The following is a 21,328-nucleotide window of genomic DNA, read 5'->3' on the forward strand; positions in this document are numbered from 1 at the left end:
TGTCAGCCGTCTCATACTGCCTCCGCCTTGGCCTTCTTGGGGCCGCCGCGCGGTTCGGCCGCGGCGACGGGAAGGACGCCCAGCTCCTCTCCGAGCCGGTGCATCGCCGCGCGGAACCCGTCGTGCTCGACCCGGATCGGCGGGCCGTTGTTGATGGCCTTCTCCAGCGCGCGGAACGCCGGGGGCACGGTGGTGCGCAGCGGGGTCATGCCGAGGATCCGCGCGGCGAAGTCGGGCTGGATCTCGTTCTTGCGGGACTGTCGGGTCAGCACGATCGACACGTCCTCGGGCTTGCGCACGTCCAGCCGCCGCCACAGGTGGCTCATCCGCTTGGCCGCGCGCAGGCAGGGCAGGTCGGGGGTGACGGTGATGACCGCTCGGTCGGCGATCTCGATCGCGGTGACCGAGCCCTCGGTCATGAACGCGCCGCAGTCCACGATGATCATCTCGTAGCGGGAGCGGAGCACGCCGAGGATCTGCCGCGCCGCCGAGGAGGTGACGTCCTCGGCCTGCTCCCCCTCCTGCGGGGCCAGCAGCACGTGCGGGCCGGCCTCGTGGATGTACATCACGTCGGCCAGCACCGCGCCGGTGATCTCGCTGGCGACGCCGACCAGGTCGGCGATGCTGCGCCGGTGCACCATGTCCAGGTAGGTGGCCACGTCGCCGGTCTGCAGGTCCATGTCGACCAGGCACACCGACCGGCCGGCGCGCGCGGCGCCCAGCGCGAGCTGCACCGCGATGGTGGTGGTGCCCGTGCCGCCCTTGGCGCCCGCCAGGGCGATCACCCGGCCGCGGCGGCCGCCCAGGTTCGATCCGGCGGCGCGGCCGCTGCCGAGCAGGGAGCGCATCCGCCGGGACCACTCCGCCACCGTGTCGAGCCGCGAGCTGAGCTCCTCCAGGCTGGGCGAGCGGCCGAGCACGCCGCGGGCGCCGACCTCCAGCGCGCGGGCCAGCACCTCCTCGCCGAGCTGCTCGCTCACCAGTACCACCGCGACGTGCGGGGTGCGCAGCGCGATGTCGCGGATCAGGTCGTGGCCGGGCTGCGGGCCGATGTTCTCGTCCAGCAGGACGACGTCGACCTCGTCGTGGGTGGTGACGATGCCCAGCACGTCGGTGGAGTTGTTCTCGACGCCGAGCAGCTGCACGTCCGCCAGCTCGGCGATCATGGTGCGGAGCTGGGAGGCGAGCGCCTCATCGCCGGTGCCGACGAGGACCTGGATGCTCATCGGTTGTCCACCTGCGGGGTCTCGCACAGCCGGTTGAACGGCGGCTTGGCGTCCTCGGTGCCGCCGACGAGGGCCAGCCGCACCTTGCGGGCGAAGCTCTCGGCGTAGGTCAGACGCAGCGTCTCCTCGGAGCTGAGCGCGAACGTCACCGGAAGCACCGACCCGGAGGTGTTGCTGGTCTGGGTGCCGTTGTTGCTGTTTTGGCGGCCGGAGTCGCCGGTGGCCGGCTGCACCCGTCCGACGTTGATGACCTGGACGCGGTTGAGGATGCGCACCGCGCAGGCCGCCGTCGTCCGGTTGCCGTTCTGGGTGGAGTCGAAGGTGGCGTAGACGTCGACGATCGAGCCGTTGACGACCTTGCCCGCCACCCCGGTCTCCGCGTCGATCATGATGGCGATCTCGCGTTGGCCGGCGCGCAGGGCGGGGGCGTCGACGAGCATGCCCTGCTGCAGGTAGGCGCCGCTGGGGATGGGGCCGGCGGCCACCTTGCCCTGCAGGTCGGCGATGTTGCCGATGAAGGCGCTGGTCGCCCACTTTCTCGGCACCCGCGCCTCGCGCACCGACGCCGCGGTGACCGGCTGGTAGGCCTCCAGGTCGGACTGGACCTGCAGCACGGTGGTCATCTCGCCGACCGCGGCGTCCGCGTCGGCCTGGACCTTTCCGATGTATCCGATGACCGTGACGAACACGAACACCGCGCCGACGGCCGCGAGGATCATCAACAGGACGCCGCGTCGCTGTCGGGGGTTCATCTGACTCCGTTTCCTCGTATCGGGGAGGCGCCTGTCAGGTGCGCCGGGCAGGCCGGAACACCACGGTGTCGCTCCGGAGCGGGTCGGGGCTGTCGGCCGGTTCGGAGGCCGGCCCGTGGTCCTGGTCGGGTTGTTGGCGGTGCCGCTCGGGCGGCCGCCGCGGAGCCGCCTGGTCGGGCGGCCGGGCGGGTCCCGGGCCCGCCGCCGGGGTGTTGGGCCCGTCCGGTGGAGCCGGGGCCTTGCGCAGTGACGGCGGCTTCGCGTCCCGAGGCACCGGGGGTAGGTCGGGAAGCGTCTGCTCGGCGAGCGGCCCCCGCCCCGTCGAGAGGTCGTAGTCGCCCGGCACAGGGGCCGACAGCACGGGCTCGGGCTGGGGGAACTCCTGCGGCCGCGCCGCCGGCTCGGCGGGGGGCGTCCCCTTCGCGGGAGCGGCGGACGGCGCGCCGCCCGCTCCGGGCTGCCCGGGGTGCGCCGGCTTCGACGGGGCGGACGGGGCGGTACCCGGCCGCGCCGCGGGAGGCGTCGTAGGCGGCGTCGCAGGCGGCGTCGCGCCGGGCCGGCCCGGGGCGGGCTGCGCCGGTGCCGGTCGGGCACCGCCCGGAGGTTGCGGCGGCTGGGGCGGGCCCGCCTCGGCCGCGGTCTCGGGCTTGACCATGCCGCAGAACGGGCACGTGCCGGACATCACCATCTCGCCGCACCACCGGCACGGGACGCACGGCTGGGAGCGCAGCAGGAGCGGCAGCTCCTGCGGATGGCCGCTGAAGGCGACGAACTCGACATACTTCTTGGTGCCCCAGTACGCCGCGCTGCGGGGCTGCTCCTGGACGAGCATCAGGCGGGACACGCCCAGCGCGGGCTGCAGCCGTCCGCGCAGCCAGTCCATGTCGCCGTTGCCGTGCGCGGCCAGCAGCAGCACCGGGTCGAGCGGCCGCTGGGAGAGCTCGGCGACCGGCTTGGACGAGGTGACCCGGTGCACTCCCTGGGTGGGCGCGGCGGTCACCATGAACCCGCTTCCGGGCAAGTAAGAAGTGACGTGCTGGCCGATCCCCGTCTTGACCCGTTCCAACTTGGCGACGCTGTTGACCCACGCGCCCGCGACGATGCGCTGAGTCAGCGGCGCGGCGATGCCCGCCACGATGCCGGGGCTGACGTATCGCGCGACGAAGGCGAGCTGGTCGGCGATGAGCGACAGGGCCAGCGGCGGCAGTTCCAGGGGCACGCCCGCGATGCGGTCGGTCTTCAACAGCCCGCGCGCCATCCGCAGGATCCGGCCGATCTCGGGCTGTTCGGCGGCCGGGTAGACGGCCACGACGGCGCCGTTGCGGCTCAGCAGATACGTCATCTGGTCGACGAAGGCCAGCAGGCCCTCGGGCGTGTCGGCCACGGGCAGACGAGCGGCGCTGACGCCCTGGATGACCTGGGTGCTCGGAACGTCCCCGAGCAGCACGACCGCTGTCATGGCGACCCCAGATGGTTCACGAGCCTCACTGCGTCGCTCCTCCGTCCACCCGACGTCGTGTTGACGGCTGACCGTGGCTTCTGTTATGCGGATCCCGTTGACGGTAACCAGCCCGTTGATAACAACTCAAGGCGCTTTCTCCGCGATGGGGGCGCCGCCGGCGGCTTCGGTTCACCGCTGTTGGATGCACATCGCGCTGATCGGGGTCGCGGTGAGGATCGAGCATGCCGGGGCTCCGTGTCAGGATCTCCTGGGATCGCCTCTGGAGATCACGTCCAGACCTTCCACCCCGATATCGCCGATCGGTCCCGACACGGGACCCAGAGTCCTTGACAACTATCCTGCCCGACGCTAAGGGCGATCATCGTTCGCCTGCGTCGCCGTGCACATCGGGAGCAGTGCGCCCGGGACGCCGGTCGCGGCCGGATCCCGTCGGCCCCGCCGGATCCCATGCGCGGTCGCCTGCCCCCATGCCCCCGTCAAACCACGTATGCGGACCCTCCCTTCGGCAAAACGCAGATGACGTTAGCGTCCTACCGAAGACGATCTCAAGCGTAAGTATGTAACGCTAAAGCGAACTTTCGGAACGGTGGCCTCACCCCCCGGGGTCACCGTCAACGCGGAAGAGCCCCGAAGGCATACGACGGGCGCGCCGCCGGTCCCAGCCTCGCCCTGCAGTACCTCCGGCTCCGACCAAGACGCCCCCGCACCCGCCGGGACGCGGGTTCGGCCTCCCCTCCGGCCGCCCCGCGCCCCCTGCCCGTTGATCGGCACCGTGCAAAGCCGGGCCGCCGCGACGAATTGCGTCTTCACCGCCGACTTCCCCGCAACTATTGATATTTCAAACGAATTTGGCTGATCGGCAGGCACCTCTGTGCCGGCGGTCACATAGGCACCGGCCGCCGCGGCCCCGGCGGCGGTCCGGCCGGGCGCTCCGCCGCGGCGCAAGCGGCGTCCGGACGCCACACCCCGAACGGCGCACCCCGAACGGCGCACCCCGAACGGCGCCGGCAGCGCGGCGCACGGGCCCGAGGGCCCAAATCAGGCCCCAAAGAATCGGTTGAACGTGCCGTAAGGCGACACCAGCCCATAGTCTTCTCACCATGAGGCTCCTCGCAACCGCCCTCGCAGTCGGTGCCGTCGTCGGCATGGCGGCGGCGTGCTCGGACGAGGAGAAGCCGAAGAACAACGGCGCCTCCAAGGCGAGCCAGGCGGCGCTGCCCGCCCCGGTCCCGGCCGCCTCGCTGCGTCCGGTCACCCTGCCCGACCAGCCGGGGCCGCTCATCGACACCGTCGCCCGCCAGGCGCGCACCGCCGGGACGGTCCGCGCCGACGTGGTCTCCAGCGGCACCGAGAACGGCGGCGCGCGGCAGCAGGAGAAGATCAGCGCGCAGGTGCGGATCGGCGCCAAGCCGCCGCTGGCGCAGATGACCATCGTCGACCAGGACTCCACCACCGAGGCCGTGGTGGCGGGCGGCACCGTCTACACCCGCGTCGACGGCGAGGAGCAGGCTCCGGGCAAGCCGTGGGTGCGGCTGTCCCGGCAGGATGTGCGCAACCCCGAACTGGCGCCGTTCAGCAAGATCCTCACCGGGATCCTGGACTCGGTCGACACCGGCCTGGCGCAGATCTCCGTCGACAGCGGCCTGCAGCTGGTGCGCGCCGGACGGTTCGACAAGGCCGCCGCGACCGAGACCGTGGACGGGGTGCCCACCCGCCGCTACACGGGCCGCACGCCGACCGCCGAGCTCGCCAAGACCGACACCGCCTTCAAGGCCGTCGCCCAGCTCGGCGGCGACGAGGTGCCCTGGACGCTGTGGGTGGACGACAAGGGCCTGCCGCGCCGCTTCCGGGTCGACGTCACAACCGACCGCGGCCTCGGCTCGACGCAGGACATCCGCTACCGGCAGTGGGGCGAACCGGTCAGCATCCAGGCCCCGCCCGCCGACAAGGTCCACACCATCGGCACCTGACCCGGCGCTTCACTCGGCGCCGATCTCGATGACTCTTTCGAGGCGTTCGGTGATGAACGGGCCGTAGCCGAACGCGGCGCCCACGCGCTTGATGTCCGCGTACAGCGAATGCGACACGGGGCTGAGATGCACGACGGCAAGGCGGAGGTAGAACCGCAGCGCCAGTTCGGGGAAGCCGCCCTCCGCCAGCTCGACGAGCGCCCCGCGCAGGAGCCCTTCGTCGACGGGGACGGCCCCGAGGTCCCGGTGCACCGACAACGTGCCGACGACGGCGGCCACGCCCGACACGACCTCGATCTGCTGCGCCCGCCCGGTCCTCCGGCACCCCGTCCCGCCGGGCGAGTTGGTGGGGCGACAGCCAGACTGCCGAACAGGGTCATCGACTGCGCGCTGGCCGAGCCCCGCAACCAGTGGCGCATCCAGAACTGGCTGCGGCAGGGCGGCAACGGCGACCCGCGGCCGACCCTGGCCGGGTAGTTCGGGCCGCGTGGCTGCACGCCGCTCGGGGAGGTCATGTACGCCGACAGGCGTATCACGGGTGCGCAGCTGGCGGCGCTGTGGACGTCGGTCACCGGCGGGCGCCACGCACCGTCGGTCGACGGCCGGGACGGGCGGCAGTGGTTTCGGCCTCCGTGCGCCTCGCCTCAGGTGGTTCCATGAGGGAGAAGAGTGGGCTCGGGCGCGAAACCGTAGCACCAGACCTTGCCCGGAGGCTCCGCAGGAAGGGTTCCCCGGATCAACTGGATCACCGCTGTCCCCAGTGAGATCACGGACGCGGTCGGGATGGCCTCCGTTCCCCTCCATTCGAATTGTTCGAGCGGCCAGTGTGCGGCTTCTTCCGGCTCCACCGCCGCACGCGTGCCAAGGCTGCGATTCGCCTGTTCCAGCCATCCGGTGAACGTGCGGAGCCGCTGCCGGCCCCATGCCGGGTCGATGGAGAGCGCGAAGTCACTGATCTCCGCACAGGCCGCCAGCTGGTCGAGTACTTCGTCCACCCAGCGATCGGGTTTCGCCCCGGTCGTGCCGCGGACCGTCATGATGACTTCGGCCAGCAGGACCGAGCGGGCCAGGTCGTACGACCAGAACCAGCGGTCACCGTACTCGATCGTCGTCGTAGCGCTCATGGGAGATCAGTCCACACCATCGGCAGCCGACCCGGCGTTTCACTCGGCGCTGATGTCGATGACCTCTTCGAGGCGTTCGACCACGAACGGGCCGTAGCCGCGCATGGTCCCGCGTGCAGCGGCGTGCGTCCACCACCATCGCCCGGCTGCCGTCGGGCATGGCCGGAAGGTCGTCGAAGGCGAGCTCCCCGGCGCCGGATCGGTTCTTCCGGCTCACAGCGTCATCAGGTGTAATCGATGAGCCCGTCCTCCGGCGTGTAGACGGCTTCGAGCGTCTGGAGATCGTCGCTCAGGAACGCCCGCCACCGCCCCTCGTCCACGACGGCGTGAAAGATCTCCCGTGCGATCTCCATCTGACGACCGTAGTTCTTGTCCAGGTCGCGGACCTCGAACCAGTAGGGATGCGCCTCGAAGGACGGGAAAAAGTCATCGTCGTCCTCCGGGTCATCTGTGATGTTGTGTCGGCTCAGGTTCACCGCCACGGCCCCACCGCGCATCACCAACACGAGCGTTCCGTCACCGTCCGGAACGAAGGACCCTTCCAGAACCCGCTCGCCGAGCGCCACCAAGTCATCCAAGGTGACATCCGGTCCACCGACGAGCACGAAAGCATGTCGTGACATGGGTCTTATCATCCTCGCCGATCCGCGACGCGACTCAGGACGGTCACGTGCACCACAGCTGCCCGCCATGCTCAGGAGACGGAGCACAGTTGATCTCCCAGTTGTCCCCGAAGAACCGAATGCTCTTCTGGTTGGCGTGCGGCTGTCCGAGATACCGCCTGATTCCCTTCATCGCCTCTTCGCGGGTCATGCCCGTGCCCTCGGAACTGAGGACGGCATGCTGTGCCTGACCAGTGGCACTGTTGAGAGACCTCTTGACGGTGTTGCTGTTCGGAATCGGGTTCTTCTTGTCGCCTTTGATCGTCTTGAACTCGGTGGGCACCCCGTCGACCTCCGAGTCCCCAGTCCGTCCTCTCTCCCCTTGCAGGGCCTTCTCCTGCTTCGCCTTGACGATCTTGCCCTCCTGGGCGAGCCTCTCGGCGATCCTCCTCTCGTCGGGGTCGAAACTCTTCTCTCGTTCGTCGATGATGCCCTTGCCGTGACGGCGCACTCCCTGCGGGAGCGGGTCGGTGTAACCGGCCTCACGAATCTTCTTCTCGATCGGGTCGTCCGGATCAACACCACAAGCTTCGGGACCGGAAGCGGGGTCATTGTGAACGAGCAGGTCCGCGCTTCCGAGCCCGATGAAGTAGGTGTGCAGGTCTTCGACGGTGAGGTTGTAGACCGTCTCGTCACGACGGCGGTGCGAGGAGTCGACGACCATCGCCCGGCCGCCCCCGGCGGCGCCGAGCACGTCGCCGAAGGCCAGGCCGTCCGCGCTGATCCAGTCGTCGACGCCGGTCACCCAGAACGGGTGGTTGGCCGTCGCGGTGATGCGGGCGGTCGGGCCGCCCAGGCTCCCGTCGAGGTCGACGGTGAGGTTCACAAGATCCTTCGGCCCGCTGCCGACGATGCGGGCGGTGACCCGCCGAGGCCCGCTCCGGCCGGTCATGGGGTCGCTGGCCCAGACCATGTCGCCGACCCGGACACGTTCGATCGGTTTACGGGTTCCGTCCGCCATCAGCACCGGCGTACCCGGGAGGAAGCTGTTGCCGGACTTCTTGCGTTTGCACGCCTCCAGCGCCTTGTCCAGACGGATTCGGGCGTCTCGACGCGCTTTGCGCGCCTTGTCCAGCCGGCGTTTCAGGTCCAGGAACCGGTCGATCAGCTTGACGACCTTGGGGATCGACTTCAGCAGCTTGCCGACCTTGCTCCATGGGACGACGCCGAGCAGAGCCCAGGCGCAGTCGGCGAAGTTGGGCTTATTGACGCAGTTCAAGATGTCCCCGGCCAGAAAGTCCAGGCCGAGCTTGCCGATCTCTTTCAGCAGGTTGAAGCCGTCCCACTGCTGCTGGGCGCCGTTCAGCTCGCGATCGGAGGCGGCCAGGGCGCTCTTGGCCGCCTCGTACTCCTGCTCCTCCGGCGTGAGGCCCCCCGAGGCGGAGGGCGCGGGCGACGATCCCACCGGGGACGCCGTGGTGGACGGCGACGCACCGGCCCGGTCCTTTCCGCCACCGTCCGGATCGCAGCCGGAACTGCCGGTGATCTTGCACACACCGGCCCTGATGTTCGCGACGACCGAGTCGGGAATCGCCACCACCGTCACGGCAGCGGCGATCGCGCCCACCAGGAGGGCGACCGCGATGTAGGAGAGCGCCCCCTCACCTGTATCGCCGAGTCGACGCAGCATGCAAGTCCCCCGCAGACCGTCCCCCGAGAACGAAACCCCAACGAAGCCTGTCTCAGGAGATCAGCGGCAGCGGCGATCGCAAAGGGCCCGTGGGCCCAAAATCAGCACGCGGCGCACTCCGGGCGGGCTTGCGCGGCCCCCGGCAGCCGGTATCGGTCGCCCTGGGGACAAGCCTGTTCACTCGCTGTTCAATGGCGTGCTTGTATACGCCGCCGAGGCATGGTCTAAGCGGCCCGCTGTGCCTCCATGGCTCGGACCTGTGGGAACGCAGGGTAGGGAAGTACATCCGTATGGGTGTGGAACGGAAGCTAGGCGGCCGTCGTCTTTCTATAGATGACCACCTCCAGGCGCGAGGGGACGATCGAGTTGGCGAACAGGGACTCGACGGGCGTCCTAGAGATCTGCCCCGCCTGCGGGCAGAGCGGCGTCTGCCTCTACCGCGTGCGCACCACCGGCGAGCAGTTCTGGCTTTGCGAGGAATGCGATGCGGCCTGGCGCCCGGGCACCGACCGTTCGGTGTTGGACATCACCCTGTCCGGCTTTCTGCCCGCCGAGCCCAACCCGTGGAAGGCGATCGAAAGGGCAGATGGCCCGCGGCGGCCGCAAACCCTGCAGGCCCTGGTCGACCTGGTGTCAAAGGGCGAACTGTCCGGGCTGGCGCTGGGCATGCACCGCACCGACGCCCTGACCGTGGTCGACGTCCCACATGCCCCGGCGTCCAGCAGCGTCGTGACGGCAGGTGACGTTTCACTGACCTTCGAGGCCGACACCCTGGTGGGAATCGCGGTCCGCCTGCCACCGACCGGCGTCCGCTGGCCCGGCCTGATGTCCTTGGCAACCTCCTCCCGTTTGGCGTCCGCCCCCCGCCCCGAGGCCCTGGAGGCCCTACGAGACGCGGGCTTCGAGCCCCTGCCCGGCGCCTCGCCGGACGACGATGCCGTCGAGTTCCAGGCCGTTGGACGACGGATGAGCCTCGAATTCGACCAGGGTCTGCTGAGCGCCGTCGCCGTCTCCGACACAGGCAACTGACCACCGAACCGCCCGCGACGCCTCCCGGAATTCGCGGCGAACCGGGATGTCACGGACCGTCGCCGGTGAACGCAGCGCCCCCGTCCCTGCCTGGCCGTCAATCCCCGGACGAGTTCGCCCATGTCGAGGTCGAAACCGAAGGACGCCGCACGGTCGGCGAGGAGTCGCGGGTGGGATCGACCTGCCGCCGGCCCAGCCCGGGAAAGCTCCGCCCGGGCTTTGCTGTCCCAGTGCCGCTTATCGGCGTCGACGGATTCTCCGGTGTCCTTTTCCGTTGGTCTCCGAGGCGTGCTTGATCAGCCTTCTTCGGGGTTTGTCTGCGCCCAGGCTCGGGCCCAGTCTCGGACCCGCGCGGTCCATTGCCCGCCATGCGACGGGTCCTGGGCCAGTTCCTGGAGCCTCTTGCTCACGCTTTGACGTCCCCGGGAATGGGGCCGGTACCGTCGGGGGGACGAGCACCGCATCCCCGGGCCCGACGAAGTAGCGGGGTTCGCCAAGGGGGCCGTTGGCTCGAATCGGTGTCGGGCGGGCTTCTGGCGGATCAGGCGAGGGCGAAGGAGGCGGCGATGCGCTCGGCCTCCGGCGGCATGGCGCCCTGGCGCGCTTCGATGTCGACGTAGCAGAAGCGGTCGTCGGACAGCGAGACCCGGACCGTCATGCCGCTGACCGGTCCGGACTTGTTCGTCGAGTCATAGGTGGCCTTGAAGCCGGGCTTGCCGCTGACGGTCAGGTCCGTGATGCGCGAGCCGGGTTCCAGGGCCTGCTGCTTGCGCTTGAGCTGCTCCAGGGACGCGCCCACCGCGCCGCCGCGGTCGCAGCCGGCCGTCAGGTGGGGGGCGAACCCCGAGGTCACCGAGCCGTCGATGGCGAAGACGGCGCCCTGCTTGATCTGCTGGGCCAAGAGCTGCCGGACGAGAACGCCCATGTCGAGGTCGAGGCCGAAGGACGTCCGCACGGTCGGCGAGGAGTCCGTCGTGGGATCGACCTGCCGCCAGCCCGCGGGAAGGGTCAGGGTGACACCGGTCTTGCCGCCGCCGATGCGGGTGCCGCCGCCGGACGGCGCGGAAGCGGACGACGCGGGCGTCGCGGGGACGGCGCGCGTGGTGATCTGCTGGGACGGCGACGCGCTCGCGTCGGCCTCGCCGTCGCCTGAGTCTCCGCCGCAGGCGGTGAGGGCCAGCGGGACGAGCGTGCCGATCACTCCTGCGGCGACCGCGGTGAGACGGCCCATGAGTCCACTCCGTGTCCGGTCGGGTGCTGGCGCCCGGACCATATCAGGAAGGCCGCGGAGACGGTCATGCCATTTTTCCGCCGGGGCGCTGAGCGCGGTGCGGCGGAAAGACCGCGGGCGAGACGCACAAGAGGCGGTTCGGTGCCTCGGCGACCCGCTCCGCTCGGCCTAGAGTCTTCCTGTAGGCGGAGCCTCGGTGGACGAACCAGGAGTCGACGGCGATGACGAACCCTCCCGATCCCGGCCAGTACCAGCGTCCTCCCGCGCCGCCGGGCGCCCCGTACATGCAGCAGCCCCAGCCGCAGCCGGCCTACGGCGCCGCACCCGGCGCTCCGGGCGCGGGGCAGGCGGCGTTCGGGCGGCCGGGCGGGACGGGCGGCGTCCCCGAGAACAAGGGCCTGTTCGGCGCGCTGTTCGACGCCAACTTCGACCACCTGGTGACGCCCAAGCTCATCAAGCTGTGCTACGTGCTGGCGCTGCTGCTGGTGACCCTGTCGGCGTTGATGGTGCTCGTCATCGGCGTGTGGGTGTTCCAGCTGCGCAACGGCTGGCTGCTGGGGCTGCTGATCATGCTGTGCGCCCCCGTCATTTGGATCTTCGAGGCCGTCCTGGTGCGCATCTTCATGGAGGCGGTGGTGGTGCGGTTCAAGGGCGTCGAGCATCTGCGGGTCATCAAGGACAAGATCTGAACAGCAGGGTTAGGCTCGCCAGGAGTCACGCGACATAGACGGGGCAGTGCAGGTGGCCGACTTCGAGCCTCAGGGTGGCGGCGAGGACGCTTCCCCGCGCGAGACGCGGCGGGACCCCGGTGTCACACGGCGCGACGCGTACGTGCCGGGGCCGCGGCCCGCGCAGACCCGGCGGGACGGGACGGCGGCCGGCGATCCGCTGATGCGGCTGCCGGCGGTGCTGGCCGAGCGGTTCGAGACGGTGGCCGAGCTTCCCGTGCAGGGCGCCGAGTCCGACCTGCTGCTGGTACGGGACGCGCGCGGCGTCCGGTACGTGGTGAAGCTGTTCCGCCGCGGTTTCACCGCCGACCGCGACGTGTGGGGGAAACTGCCCGAGCTGGACTCGCCGCACGTGGTGCGGGTTCTGGAGACCGGGCACGCCGAGGGACGCGACTACGAGATCACCGAGTACGCGCCCGCCGGCAACCTGCGCGCCGCGCTGGCGGGCGGGCCGCTGCCGCCGGAGATGGTCGCCGAGGTGGCCGCCCAGCTCGCCGACGGGCTGGCCGCGCTGCACCGGGCGGGCATCGTGCACCGCGACCTCAAACCGGAGAACGTGCTGGTGACCGGCACCGATCCGGTGCGGGTGGCGATCACCGACTTCGGGCTGAGCCGGGTCCTCGAGCAGAGCGTGGTGTTCGCTTCGGCGTCGCGCACGCTGGCGTACGCGGCGCCCGAGTCGCTGTCGGGGCAGGTGTCCCCGGCGCGGGACTGGTGGTCGCTCGGCATGATCCTGCGCGAGCTGGCGACCGGGCGGCCGCCGTTCGCGGGGCTCAGCGAGACGGCGGTGATCGACCATCTGGCGACGCGTCCGGTCACGGCCGACGACGTGGCCGATCCCCGGCTGCGGCTGCTGTGCCGGGGGCTGCTCACCCGCGACCCGCGGCGGCGGTGGGGCGCCGAGCAGGTGGCGCAGTGGCTGGACGGGGCGTCGCCGCCGGTCGCCGAACCGGCGCGGCCCGTCGTCGAGACCGGGCCGGGCGTGCCGTTCGCCGGACGCCGTTTCACCGACCGCGGCGAGTTCGCCCGCGCGCTGGTCGAGCGGTGGGACCAGGCCGCGCGCTACTTCTTCGGCGGCGGGCAGGAGGCGTTCCGCGTCCTGCGCGAGTGGCTGTCGGGCCTGCCGGACGACAGCCGCATCGAGCTGGTCGACGGGCCGCTGTCGTCCAGGCAGCCGCCCGATGTGAAGCTGCTGCACCTGGTGCGCTGGCTCGACCCGTCGCTGCCGCCGCACTACCTGGGACGGCGCGTCACCGCCGACGACCTGGCGGGCCTTGCGGCGCTGGCCGGCGACGGGACGCATCCCGACCACCGCACCGCCTGCCTGCTGGGCCGGGACCTGTGGGAGCACCGGCTGCTGCACGTGCTGGCGGGCTTCGACGGCGCGCACGACCTGGCGCGCATCGACGAGCAGTGGCGCGCGCACGTGTCCGCGTGGAACGACCTGGCGCGGTGGCTGCGCACCCAGAACGCGCTCCCGGCCGGGGCCCAGGCGCGGTTGCCGGATGCGGGGACGACGTCCGACACGCGTGTAGCCGGCCCGCCCGTCCCTGCCGACGACCCGCCCGTGGTGCTGCTCACATTGCTGGCGCTGGCCGTCCAGCCCGGGCAGACACGTCAGGCGTTGAGCGATGCCGCCGCCCGCGCGCGCGCAGGTCTGCCCGAGCCGGTGCCGTGGCTGGAGTGGCTCGCCGACGGCGCGGGGGACGATCCGCTTCGGCTGCTCGCCGTGGCCCGTACCGCTCCTGAGGCCGTCCTGGAGTTGGAGGCCCGGTCCCGTGACGCCAGAGCGGCCGAGCAGCGCGCCCAGACGCTGCGCGAGTGGTGGGCCGAACGCGAACGCCAGCGCCTGGCCGGACGCAACGGCGCCGTGGCACGAGCCGTCGGCTGGACCCTGCCCATCCTCGCCTTCTGGCTCCTGGGCAGTTGGGTCGTCGGTGCACTCTTCGGTGGAGACGCCCCCGACAAGATGTCGGCCTTCAACTCCCTGCCCGGCTCCGGCGTGCCGTTCGGTGCGCTGGCGGTTCTGTCCGTGGTCGCATGGGTCGTTCAGTGCGGCTGCGAGATTCTGCTCGCGCGCGTGCAGGGACGCGACTACCTGCCCTACGGTCCCTGGTCCTGGCTGTCCCGCGTCCTGGGGGCCGGCGGCCGCGGCCTGTCGAAGGCGTCGCAGGCTGTGTCGGGCGCGGCGCGTCGCACGAGCGGACGCGGCTGCGGCGTGCTTCTGCTGGCCGGCACCATCCCTCTGCTGCTGATCCTCCTGCTTGTAAGCATGATCACGCCGGTAGCGAGCCTGCTGTGGTTGCTGCTGCTCGTTGCCGGACCGGCCGCGCACGCGGTGGCCGCGGGCGTCCGGTTGCACCGGTGGCGGCAGCAGCACGCGGAGGACGAGCGGAGGGCGCTGGCGTGACGCCCCACATCCACGGCCCCCGGCGCACGGCTGCGGGGGCGACGCAGCACGGCCCTGGAGGAGCATCATGAGCAGTGGTGTCGAGGCCGACATCGCGTTGGACGCGGCAGTGGTCCTGACCCTGGGGATGAACCGGGTGCTGGGCCGCGCCGCGGGCGCGGCCGGACGCGGCGCCGAGGCGCTGGCGGCGCTCGCCGCGGGCAAGGCGAAGGAGCGGGCTGCGGCCCTTGCCGAGGTGGAGGCGTACGAGCGCGCGCTGCGCAGGGTGCTCGAACGCAACGCGCGCATCGCCGCGCTGGCCGAGACGGCCGAGCGTCTCGGCGCCGACGTGGCGCTCCCCCAGCACCTCCAGCCCACCGACCAGGACATCGCCGACCTGGACGCGTGGTGCGCCGCGGCCGACACCGCCCTGGACGAGGCCGAGTCCCGGTTGTCGCGCCACCTGGCCGCCGAGATCGGCGAGCAGATCTTCCCGCCCGCCGCGACGTCGCTGCGCACCGAACTCGGCCCGGCTACCGGGCGTCCACCGCAGCAGGAGACGCAACCGGCGCAGGCGGAGGCCGTCCGGCAGCGCCTTGAGCGGGTGGTGGCCCGCCTGCTGCCGGACGTGTCGGCCGAGGACCGCCGCGCGGTCGCCGAGGCGGCCGCGCTGCTGCCGGGCGCGTCCGGCGAGGAGGAGGCCGAGGGGGTGCTGACCGAGGTGCGGCTGCGGGTGCAGGCGGCCAACGCCCGCACGCGGCAGCGGCGGGAGGAGGAGCGGCGGCGCGCCGCCGAACGCGAGGCCGCCGAGCAGGCCGAGGCCGAGCGGCGCTACGTGCTCGACTCGATCACTTCGGCGTTCCAGGACCTGGGCTACGAGGTGCAGGCCGGGTTCGAGACGCTCACCGCCGCCGGCGGCGAGGTCGTGCTGACCCGCGGGTCGTGGCCCGACCACGGCGTGCGCATGCGCGTGGACGACGCGGCGCAGATCCGCGCGGCCATGGTCCGCACCCGTCCCGCCGAGAGCGAGGACGACCGCAGGCTGGACGTCGAACGGGAACGGGAGTGGTGCGAGGCGTTCGAGGCGGCGCGGGCGCGGCTGGCCGACGCGGGCGTGCGTTCCCAGGTCACCTGGCGGCTTGAGCCGGGGGTGAAGGAGCTGCCCGTCACCGACCGGGCGCGGCGCAGCGCAGCCCGTGCGGCCGCCCCGCGCGAACGCCGCCGGGAACGCGGGTGAACCCCGGCACGCGGGACGCGGGACAATAGGGCGTGCATGACAGGGACGCCGGCGACCAGGACGCGGCCATGGCGGGCCGCGAGCGGAGCGAGGAATGACCACTGATTCACCCACCCTCGGCGGGCGGCTGCTCGGCTGGCCGCCGTTCATCCGCGAGCTGGACGCGACCCTGTCGGTGCACTCCCAGTACGTCCTGTCGGGCAACCTCTACGACAGCTTCCTGGCCCCGCCGCTGGAGGCCGACGGGCCGGGCCGGCTGCTGCCGCTGCGCGACCTGCTGTGGGAGTCGCTGCACTCCAGCGGCTACTCCTGCCTGGTGGTGTACGACCCGGTGGACGGCCTGCAGGTGCACCCTGACACCGAGGACGACATCGGCGACGCGGCGGCGGAGGCGGCCGAGCGGCTGCTGGGCAAGCTGAAGGGCGAGCAGAAGCCGTCGCTGGAGGGGCTGACCAAGCATCTGGCGGCGGTGGCCCGCCCGTCGGAGAACGTGCGCGCCGCGGTGCTGATCGACTCGGCGTCCCGGATCGCCCGCAGCCCCACCGACCTGGAACCCGCCGAACGCGACTTCTTCCGGTTCTGCGCCAAGCTGTCGCGCACCGCGCGGCCGGTGCGGGTGGTGGGGCCCCGGCCCAAGCCGCTGTACAACCCCGTCATCTGGCTGGTGGAGCGGCCCGGCGACCTGCCGCCGTGGCTGACCGCCGACAACGACAACATCCGCGAGATCACCATCCCGCGGCCGCATCTGGGCGACCGGCAGGAGACGGCGCGGCTGCTGGCCCGCGCGTTCGGGATCAGCGATGTGGACGCCGACCAGGCCGCCGCCGAGGCGTGCGACGCGTTCGCCGAGCAGGCCGACGGGCTGACCCTGCAGTCGATGATCGAGGTGACCCGGCTGGCCAAGGAGCGCAACGTCCAGCTGGCCGACCTGCCCGACGCGGTGCGCACCTACAAGCTGGGCGTGCTGGACAACCCGTGGAACCGCGGGCATCTGCGCCGCCGGGTGCTGGAGGGCGAGCGCCGCGTCCCCGAGCGGGTGATCGGGCAGCCGCAGGCCGTCACCAAGACGCTGGACATCCTCAAGCGGGCCGTGCTGGGCCTGTCGGGCGCGCAGGCCACCCGGTCGGGCAGCCGCCCGCGCGGGGTGCTGTTCTTCGCCGGTCCTACCGGCACCGGCAAGACCGAGCTGGCCAAGGCCATCACCGAGCTGGTGTTCGGGGACGAGTCGGCCTACCTGCGGTTCGACATGAGCGAGTTCTCCGGGGAGGGCTCGGGCGACCGGCTGATCGGCTCGCCGCCCGGGTATGTCGGCCACGAGGCGGGCGGGGAGCTGACCAACGCGGTGCGCGAGGACCCGTTCCGGGTCATCCTGTTCGACGAGATCGAGAAGGCGCACCCGCGGATCCTGGACAAGTTCCTGCAGATCCTGGAGGACGGCCGGCTGACCGACGGGCGCGGCAACACCGTCCACTTCTCCGAGTCGATCCTCATCTTCACCTCCAACCTGGGCATGTACGTGCGCGGGTCGGAGACCGGGCCGGACGGCGCGCCGGTGCGCGTGCGCAACATCACACCCGGCATGACCTACGACGAGGTGGAGCGGCGCATCAAGGCCGCCGTCGCCGAGCACTTCACCGAGGTGCTGAACCGGCCCGAGCTGCTCAACCGGTTCGGCGACAACATCGTGGTGTTCGACTTCATCGGCCCGGAGGCCGCCGACAAGATCTTCGACCTGCAGTTCGCCAACATCTGCCGCCGCGTCACCGAGGAGCACCGGCTGGTGCTGGCGGTCAAGGGCGACGTGCTGGAGACGCTGCGCGGATGGTGCACCGGCGACCTGGACCACGGCGGCCGCGGCATCGGCATGAAGCTGGAGTCCTTCTTCGTCAACCCGCTGGCCCGCGCCCTGTTCGACCGGGAGCTCACCCCCGAAGAGCGGATCACCGTGACCGGCATCCGCCGCGAGGGCAGCATCGTCCATCTGGACCTGCAGTGACCGGGCCGTCTGCGAACGAGCAGTCCGCGAGCGGGCAGACGCTGCTGCTGGCCAAGGCGCACTATCCTGTCACCACGCTCGGGCCGGGCGTGCGGGCGGGCATCTGGACGCAGGGGTGCACGCTGCACTGCCCGGGCTGCCTGTCGCGGGACACGTGGGAGGCCGACCCGGGCAAGGCCGTGCCGGTCACGGCCGTGCTCGGCTGGCTGCGGTCGCTGCCGAGGCCGCTGGACGGCGTCACCGTCTCCGGTGGCGAGCCGTTCCAGCAGCCCGAAGCGCTGGCCGCACTGCTTCGGGGCATCCGCGCGTGGCAGGACAGTTCCGAACATGAGACGATTCCGGTGGACATACTCGTCTACAGCGGATATGTCTACTCTCGGCTTTTGCGTTCGGCGCGGACGAGCGAGATCCTTGGGTTGTGCGACGCGGTCATCACGGGACCGTACGTCGACCGGCTCAATCCGGGGGGGCGACACTCCCCGGACGGCTCTCTACTCTGGAGGGGGTCGTCCAACCAGCGCATCGTCCCGCTGTCCCCGCTGGGGCACGAGAGGTACGGGGCTCTGGCCGACGGCTCCCAGCAGACCGGTCGCGACGCAGCGCCCCGAGTCCAGGTGTCCGTGGACGAGGGGCCGGAGGGAAGGCGGGTGTTCTACATCGGGATCCCGCGGAGGGGTGACATGGAGCACCTCACAACGAGGCTCGAACGTGCCGGCGTACGTGCGGGGGAAGTGTCATGGCGACCTTGAACTGTCCTGTCTGTGACGAGCCCTACCAGCAGGGCGATCTGGTCTGCATGAGCTGCGGTGCCAACCTGGCCCGCAGCGGCGGGGCGCGTCGCCACGGCGCCGGGTACCCGCCGCCGCAGCAGCCGGGCGCCCCGCAGTACCCGCACCAGCCGCCGTACGAGCCGCAGGGCCCCGGGCAGCCCCAGCACCAGGTCCCGCCGTACCAGCAGCCGGACCCGGGCCAGTACGACCCGGCGCAGCAGTACGACCCCGGCCGGTACCAGCCCTCGGGCGGCCACCCGCAGCATCAGGCGCCGTCGCCCTACCAGTCGGCGCCGCAGCCCCAGTCCCCGCCCGCTCCGCAGGACCCGTGGGCCCAGCAGCGGCCGGAGCCGTGGAACCAGCCCGCGCAGCCGCCCGCGCCATCCCAGCCGCACACGCCCCAGTACCAGCCCCCGGGCCACCAGGGCGGCCTGAGCGGCGGCCAGCAGGTGCCCGACAACGCCTGGGGGCAGCCCTCGCCGCAGATGCCCGAGCACCAGTGGGGGGCGCCTCAGCCGCAGGCGCCGACCGGGCACGACCCGCACCAGCAGCCGCAGCACGGCGGCCCGGGCCCGCAGCCGCACGCCCCGGCGGAGCACCAGTACGCCCCGCCGTCGCACCAGCCGGACCCGCGCGCCCCGATGCCGCCGGCGTACGGCCGCGAGGCGACGCTGCTGCCGCCCGAGCAGCAGCAGGCCCAGGCCCGCCCGGACTCCACCGCGCTCATGTGCCCCTACTGCGAGGCGGTGCTGACCAACCCGGGCGCGGCGCAGTGCGACTCGTGCCTGCGGCCGCTGCCCGCCCAGGGCCAGGGGCAGGGCGCGCCGGTGCTGCGCGTCCAGTTCCCCAGCGGCGAGATCAAGGTGTCGGTGGGCCAGCACCTGGTGCTGGGACGCGACGCGGGCCAGTCCCCCGTCGCCTCCACCTTCACCCAGTTCGACAACGTGTCGCGGCGCCACTCGACGGTCTGGTTGGACCCGTCGGGCACCGCCTGGGTGCGCGACGAGGGCTCCACCAACGGCACCTTCGTCAACGGCGAACGGCTGCCGCGCGGCGTGGAGGCCCCGCTGCGCGACGGCGACCAGCTCCGCCTGGCCGCCGACGTCACCGGCACCGTGACCCTCAAGTAGCAGACGAAACGGGCGGCCCTCCCCTTGGAGGGCCGCCCGGTCTTGTCAGCGGCTTGCGAAGGGCCGACGCACCTCAGTTCGAGCGCTTGGTGCGGGCGCGGATGCGTTCGCGTTCCTTGGCGTCCAGGACGACCTTGCGCAGGCGCACGGCGGACGGGGTGACCTCGACGCACTCGTCCTCGCGGATGAACTCCAGGGCCTGCTCCAAGCTCAGCGGGCGCGGAGGCGTCAGCGTCTCGGTCGCCTCGGCGGTGGACGAGCGGATGTTGGTCTTCTGCTTCTCCTTGCAGATATTGACGTCCATGTCGTCGGCGCGGGAGTTCTCCCCGACGATCATGCCCTCGTAGACCTCGGTGCCCGGGCCGACGAAGAAGGTGCCGCGCTCCTGCAGGTTGATGAGTGCGTAGGCGGTGGCGGCGCCGGAGCGGTCGGCGACCAGCGAGCCGGTGGGGCGGGTGCGCAGCTCGCCGAACCACGGCTCGTAGCCCTCGAAGACGTGGTGGGCGATGCCGGTGCCGCGGGTCTCGGTGAGGAACTCGGTGCGGAACCCGATCAGGCCGCGCGCCGGGACCAAAAACTCCAGCCGGATCCAGCCGGTGCCGTGGTTGGTCATCTGCTCCATGCGGCCCTTGCGGACGGCCAGCAGCTGGGTGACGGCGCCCAGGTGCTCCTCGGGGATGTCGACGGTGAGCCGCTCGACGGGCTCGTGCTTTCTGCCGTCGATCTCCTTGGCGACGACCTGGGGCTTGCCGACGGTCAGCTCGTAGCCCTCGCGGCGCATGTTCTCCACCAGGATGGCCAGGGCCAGTTCGCCGCGGCCCTGCACCTCCCAGGCGTCGGGGCGGTCGGTGGGCAGCACCCGGATGGACACGTTGCCGACCAGCTCGCGGTCCAGGCGGTCCTTGACCAGCCGGGCGGTGACCTTGGTGCCCTTCTCCCGGCCGGCCAGCGGCCCGGTGTTGGTGCCGATCGTCATGGAGATCGCGGGCTCGTCCACGGTGATCAGCGGCAGCGGGCGCGGGTCGTCCGGGTCGGCGATGGTCTCGCCGATCATGATGTCGGGGATGCCGGCGATGGCGATGATGTCGCCGGGCCCGGCCTCCTCGGCGGGCTTGCGCTCCAGCGCCTCGGTCATCAGCAGCTCGCTGACCCGCACCCGCTCGACGCTGCCGTCGCGGCGGCACCAGGCGACCTGCTGGCCCTTTTTGATGGTGCCGGCGTGCACCCGGCACAGCGCGATGCGGCCGAGGTAGCTGGAGGCGTCCAGGTTGGTGACGTGCGCCTGAAGCGGGCTGTCGGGGTCGTAGGACGGCGCCGGGACGGTGTCCTTGATCACCTGGAAGAGCGGTTCCAGGTCGGGCGAGTCGGGCAGCTCGCCGTTGCCGGGGGCCCGCAGGGACGCCCGGCCCGCGCGACCGGAGGCGTAGACGATCGGGAACTCGATCTGCTCGTCGTCGGCGCCGAGGTCCATGAACAGCTCGTAGGTCTCGTCGACGACCTCGGCGATGCGGGCGTCCGGCCGGTCGGTCTTGTTGATCACCAGGATGACCGGCAGCCGGGCCTCCAGGGCCTTGCGCAGCACGAACCGGGTCTGCGGCAGCGGGCCCTCGCTGGCGTCCACCAGCAGCACCACCCCGTCGACCATGGACAGGCCGCGCTCGACCTCGCCGCCGAAGTCGGCGTGGCCGGGGGTGTCGATGATGTTGATGGTGAGCCCGCCGTGCCGGACGGCGGTGTTCTTGGCCAGGATCGTGATGCCCTTCTCCCGCTCCAGGGCGTCGGAGTCCAGCACGCGCTCGTTGACGTCCTGGTTCGCGCGGAACGCCCCGGACTGCCAGAGCATGGCGTCGACCAGCGTCGTCTTGCCGTGGTCGACGTGGGCGACGATCGCGACGTTCCGGAGGTCGTCGCGGGTGGAGATGGGCATGCGCTTCTCGCTCTGGTGGAGGTGCAGGGAGTCGCCGCGGAGCCGCGGCCAGCCCGATTCTACTT

General features: G+C 71.6%; 18 protein-coding genes. 9 read left to right on the forward strand and 9 right to left on the reverse strand.

The genetic code is table 11. From position 1 onward, the window contains the following. Positions 1-11: 11 nt before the first annotated feature. The 3 genes from QSK22_RS01005 to QSK22_RS01015 are packed head-to-tail and all read right to left on the reverse strand — an operon-like array spanning position 12 to position 3,437. On the reverse strand, positions 12-1,226 hold the full coding sequence (locus QSK22_RS01005) for a CpaE/TadZ family protein (protein WP_285491963.1): 1,215 nt from the start codon (positions 1,224-1,226) through the stop codon (positions 12-14). Further along, complete coding sequence (cpaB, locus tag QSK22_RS01010) at positions 1,223-1,978, reverse strand: Flp pilus assembly protein CpaB (protein ID WP_285491964.1); 756 nt, start codon at positions 1,976-1,978, stop codon at positions 1,223-1,225. The genes QSK22_RS01005 and cpaB overlap by 4 nt, the downstream gene beginning before the upstream one ends. Positions 1,979-2,012: 34 nt before the next feature. After that, positions 2,013-3,437, reverse strand: a complete 1,425-nt coding sequence (locus tag QSK22_RS01015) for a hypothetical protein (protein WP_285491965.1) — start codon at positions 3,435-3,437, stop codon at positions 2,013-2,015. Positions 3,438-4,540: 1,103 nt separating this feature from the next. Here QSK22_RS01015 and QSK22_RS01020 point away from each other — a divergent pair. Continuing rightward, positions 4,541-5,410 (forward strand): SCO4651 family lipoprotein, encoded by an 870-nt coding sequence (locus QSK22_RS01020; protein ID WP_285491966.1) that lies wholly within the window; start codon positions 4,541-4,543, stop codon positions 5,408-5,410. A gap of 9 nt (positions 5,411-5,419) precedes the next feature. On the opposite strand, the gene QSK22_RS01025 is transcribed toward QSK22_RS01020, so the two are convergent. Then, positions 5,420-5,668, reverse strand: a complete 249-nt coding sequence (locus QSK22_RS01025) for a hypothetical protein (RefSeq protein ID WP_285491967.1) — start codon at positions 5,666-5,668, stop codon at positions 5,420-5,422. Here QSK22_RS01025 and QSK22_RS01030 point away from each other — a divergent pair. Then, positions 5,657-5,887: a hypothetical protein gene (locus QSK22_RS01030; protein ID WP_285491968.1), complete on the forward strand. Its 231-nt coding sequence runs from the start codon at positions 5,657-5,659 to the stop codon at positions 5,885-5,887. The genes QSK22_RS01025 and QSK22_RS01030 overlap by 12 nt on opposite strands. Positions 5,888-6,054: 167 nt before the next feature. Here QSK22_RS01030 and QSK22_RS01035 read toward each other — a convergent pair whose 3' ends face one another. From QSK22_RS01035 to QSK22_RS01045, 3 genes are all read right to left on the reverse strand, one after another. Continuing rightward, the gene (locus QSK22_RS01035) at positions 6,055-6,534 is read right to left on the reverse strand and encodes a hypothetical protein (protein WP_285491969.1); all 480 of its coding nucleotides are present in this window, start codon (positions 6,532-6,534) and stop codon (positions 6,055-6,057) included. A 224-nt stretch (positions 6,535-6,758) separates the two neighbouring features. After that, positions 6,759-7,157, reverse strand: coding sequence for a hypothetical protein (locus tag QSK22_RS01040; RefSeq protein WP_285491970.1), 399 nt, complete (start codon positions 7,155-7,157; stop codon positions 6,759-6,761). Positions 7,158-7,200: 43 nt separating this feature from the next. Further along, entirely contained in the window at positions 7,201-8,826 is a 1,626-nt protein-coding gene (locus QSK22_RS01045; RefSeq protein WP_285491971.1) for a polymorphic toxin-type HINT domain-containing protein, read from the reverse strand. Between the two features lie 333 nt (positions 8,827-9,159). On the opposite strand from QSK22_RS01045, the gene QSK22_RS01050 reads away from it, so the two are divergent. Continuing rightward, positions 9,160-9,855 carry a hypothetical protein gene (locus tag QSK22_RS01050; protein ID WP_285491972.1) on the forward strand — a complete coding sequence of 232 codons (696 nt, stop codon included), beginning with the start codon at positions 9,160-9,162 and terminating at the stop codon, positions 9,853-9,855. Positions 9,856-10,396: 541 nt separating this feature from the next. On the opposite strand, the gene QSK22_RS01055 is transcribed toward QSK22_RS01050, so the two are convergent. Further along, positions 10,397-11,086: a hypothetical protein gene (locus QSK22_RS01055; protein ID WP_285491973.1), complete on the reverse strand. Its 690-nt coding sequence runs from the start codon at positions 11,084-11,086 to the stop codon at positions 10,397-10,399. A gap of 221 nt (positions 11,087-11,307) precedes the next feature. Between QSK22_RS01055 and QSK22_RS01060 the strand changes: the two genes are divergently transcribed. From QSK22_RS01060 to QSK22_RS01085, 6 genes are all read left to right on the forward strand, one after another. Next, positions 11,308-11,775, forward strand: a complete 468-nt coding sequence (locus tag QSK22_RS01060) for a DUF4282 domain-containing protein (protein WP_285491974.1) — start codon at positions 11,308-11,310, stop codon at positions 11,773-11,775. A 52-nt stretch (positions 11,776-11,827) separates the two neighbouring features. Then, positions 11,828-14,224: a protein kinase domain-containing protein gene (locus tag QSK22_RS01065; protein ID WP_285491975.1), complete on the forward strand. Its 2,397-nt coding sequence runs from the start codon at positions 11,828-11,830 to the stop codon at positions 14,222-14,224. Between the two features lie 67 nt (positions 14,225-14,291). Next, positions 14,292-15,440 (forward strand): response regulator receiver protein, encoded by a 1,149-nt coding sequence (locus QSK22_RS01070; RefSeq protein WP_285491976.1) that lies wholly within the window; start codon positions 14,292-14,294, stop codon positions 15,438-15,440. Positions 15,441-15,534: 94 nt separating this feature from the next. Then, positions 15,535-17,436, forward strand: coding sequence for an AAA family ATPase (locus QSK22_RS01075; RefSeq protein WP_285491977.1), 1,902 nt, complete (start codon positions 15,535-15,537; stop codon positions 17,434-17,436). After that, on the forward strand, positions 17,433-18,185 hold the full coding sequence (locus QSK22_RS01080; protein WP_285491978.1) for a 4Fe-4S single cluster domain-containing protein: 753 nt from the start codon (positions 17,433-17,435) through the stop codon (positions 18,183-18,185). The genes QSK22_RS01075 and QSK22_RS01080 overlap by 4 nt, the downstream gene beginning before the upstream one ends. Continuing rightward, on the forward strand, positions 18,173-19,336 hold the full coding sequence (locus tag QSK22_RS01085; protein ID WP_285491979.1) for an FHA domain-containing protein: 1,164 nt from the start codon (positions 18,173-18,175) through the stop codon (positions 19,334-19,336). Before QSK22_RS01080 ends, QSK22_RS01085 begins: the two co-directional genes overlap by 13 nt. A gap of 73 nt (positions 19,337-19,409) precedes the next feature. Here QSK22_RS01085 and typA read toward each other — a convergent pair whose 3' ends face one another. After that, positions 19,410-21,263, reverse strand: a complete 1,854-nt coding sequence (gene typA, locus QSK22_RS01090) for a translational GTPase TypA (protein ID WP_285491980.1) — start codon at positions 21,261-21,263, stop codon at positions 19,410-19,412. Positions 21,264-21,328 lie beyond the last annotated feature (65 nt).

Source organism: Actinomadura sp. NBRC 104425, assembly GCF_030269545.1.
In the GTDB taxonomy this organism is placed as follows: Bacteria; Actinomycetota; Actinomycetes; order Streptosporangiales; family Streptosporangiaceae; genus Spirillospora; species Spirillospora keratinilytica.

Coding starts and splice junctions, on each gene's coding strand:
- QSK22_RS01005 (WP_285491963.1), bottom strand. CDS start 1,226: ATGAGCATCCAGGTCCTCGTCGGCACCGGCGATGAGGCGCTCGCCTCC.
- cpaB (WP_285491964.1), bottom strand. CDS start 1,978: ATGAACCCCCGACAGCGACGCGGCGTCCTGTTGATGATCCTCGCGGCC.
- QSK22_RS01015 (WP_285491965.1), bottom strand. CDS start 3,437: ATGACAGCGGTCGTGCTGCTCGGGGACGTTCCGAGCACCCAGGTCATC.
- QSK22_RS01020 (WP_285491966.1), top strand. CDS start 4,541: ATGAGGCTCCTCGCAACCGCCCTCGCAGTCGGTGCCGTCGTCGGCATG.
- QSK22_RS01035 (WP_285491969.1), bottom strand. CDS start 6,534: ATGAGCGCTACGACGACGATCGAGTACGGTGACCGCTGGTTCTGGTCG.
- QSK22_RS01040 (WP_285491970.1), bottom strand. CDS start 7,157: ATGTCACGACATGCTTTCGTGCTCGTCGGTGGACCGGATGTCACCTTG.
- QSK22_RS01045 (WP_285491971.1), bottom strand. CDS start 8,826: ATGCTGCGTCGACTCGGCGATACAGGTGAGGGGGCGCTCTCCTACATC.
- QSK22_RS01050 (WP_285491972.1), top strand. CDS start 9,160: ATGACCACCTCCAGGCGCGAGGGGACGATCGAGTTGGCGAACAGGGAC.
- QSK22_RS01055 (WP_285491973.1), bottom strand. CDS start 11,086: ATGGGCCGTCTCACCGCGGTCGCCGCAGGAGTGATCGGCACGCTCGTC.
- QSK22_RS01060 (WP_285491974.1), top strand. CDS start 11,308: ATGACGAACCCTCCCGATCCCGGCCAGTACCAGCGTCCTCCCGCGCCG.
- QSK22_RS01070 (WP_285491976.1), top strand. CDS start 14,292: ATGAGCAGTGGTGTCGAGGCCGACATCGCGTTGGACGCGGCAGTGGTC.
- QSK22_RS01075 (WP_285491977.1), top strand. CDS start 15,535: ATGACCACTGATTCACCCACCCTCGGCGGGCGGCTGCTCGGCTGGCCG.
- QSK22_RS01085 (WP_285491979.1), top strand. CDS start 18,173: ATGGCGACCTTGAACTGTCCTGTCTGTGACGAGCCCTACCAGCAGGGC.
- typA (WP_285491980.1), bottom strand. CDS start 21,263: ATGCCCATCTCCACCCGCGACGACCTCCGGAACGTCGCGATCGTCGCC.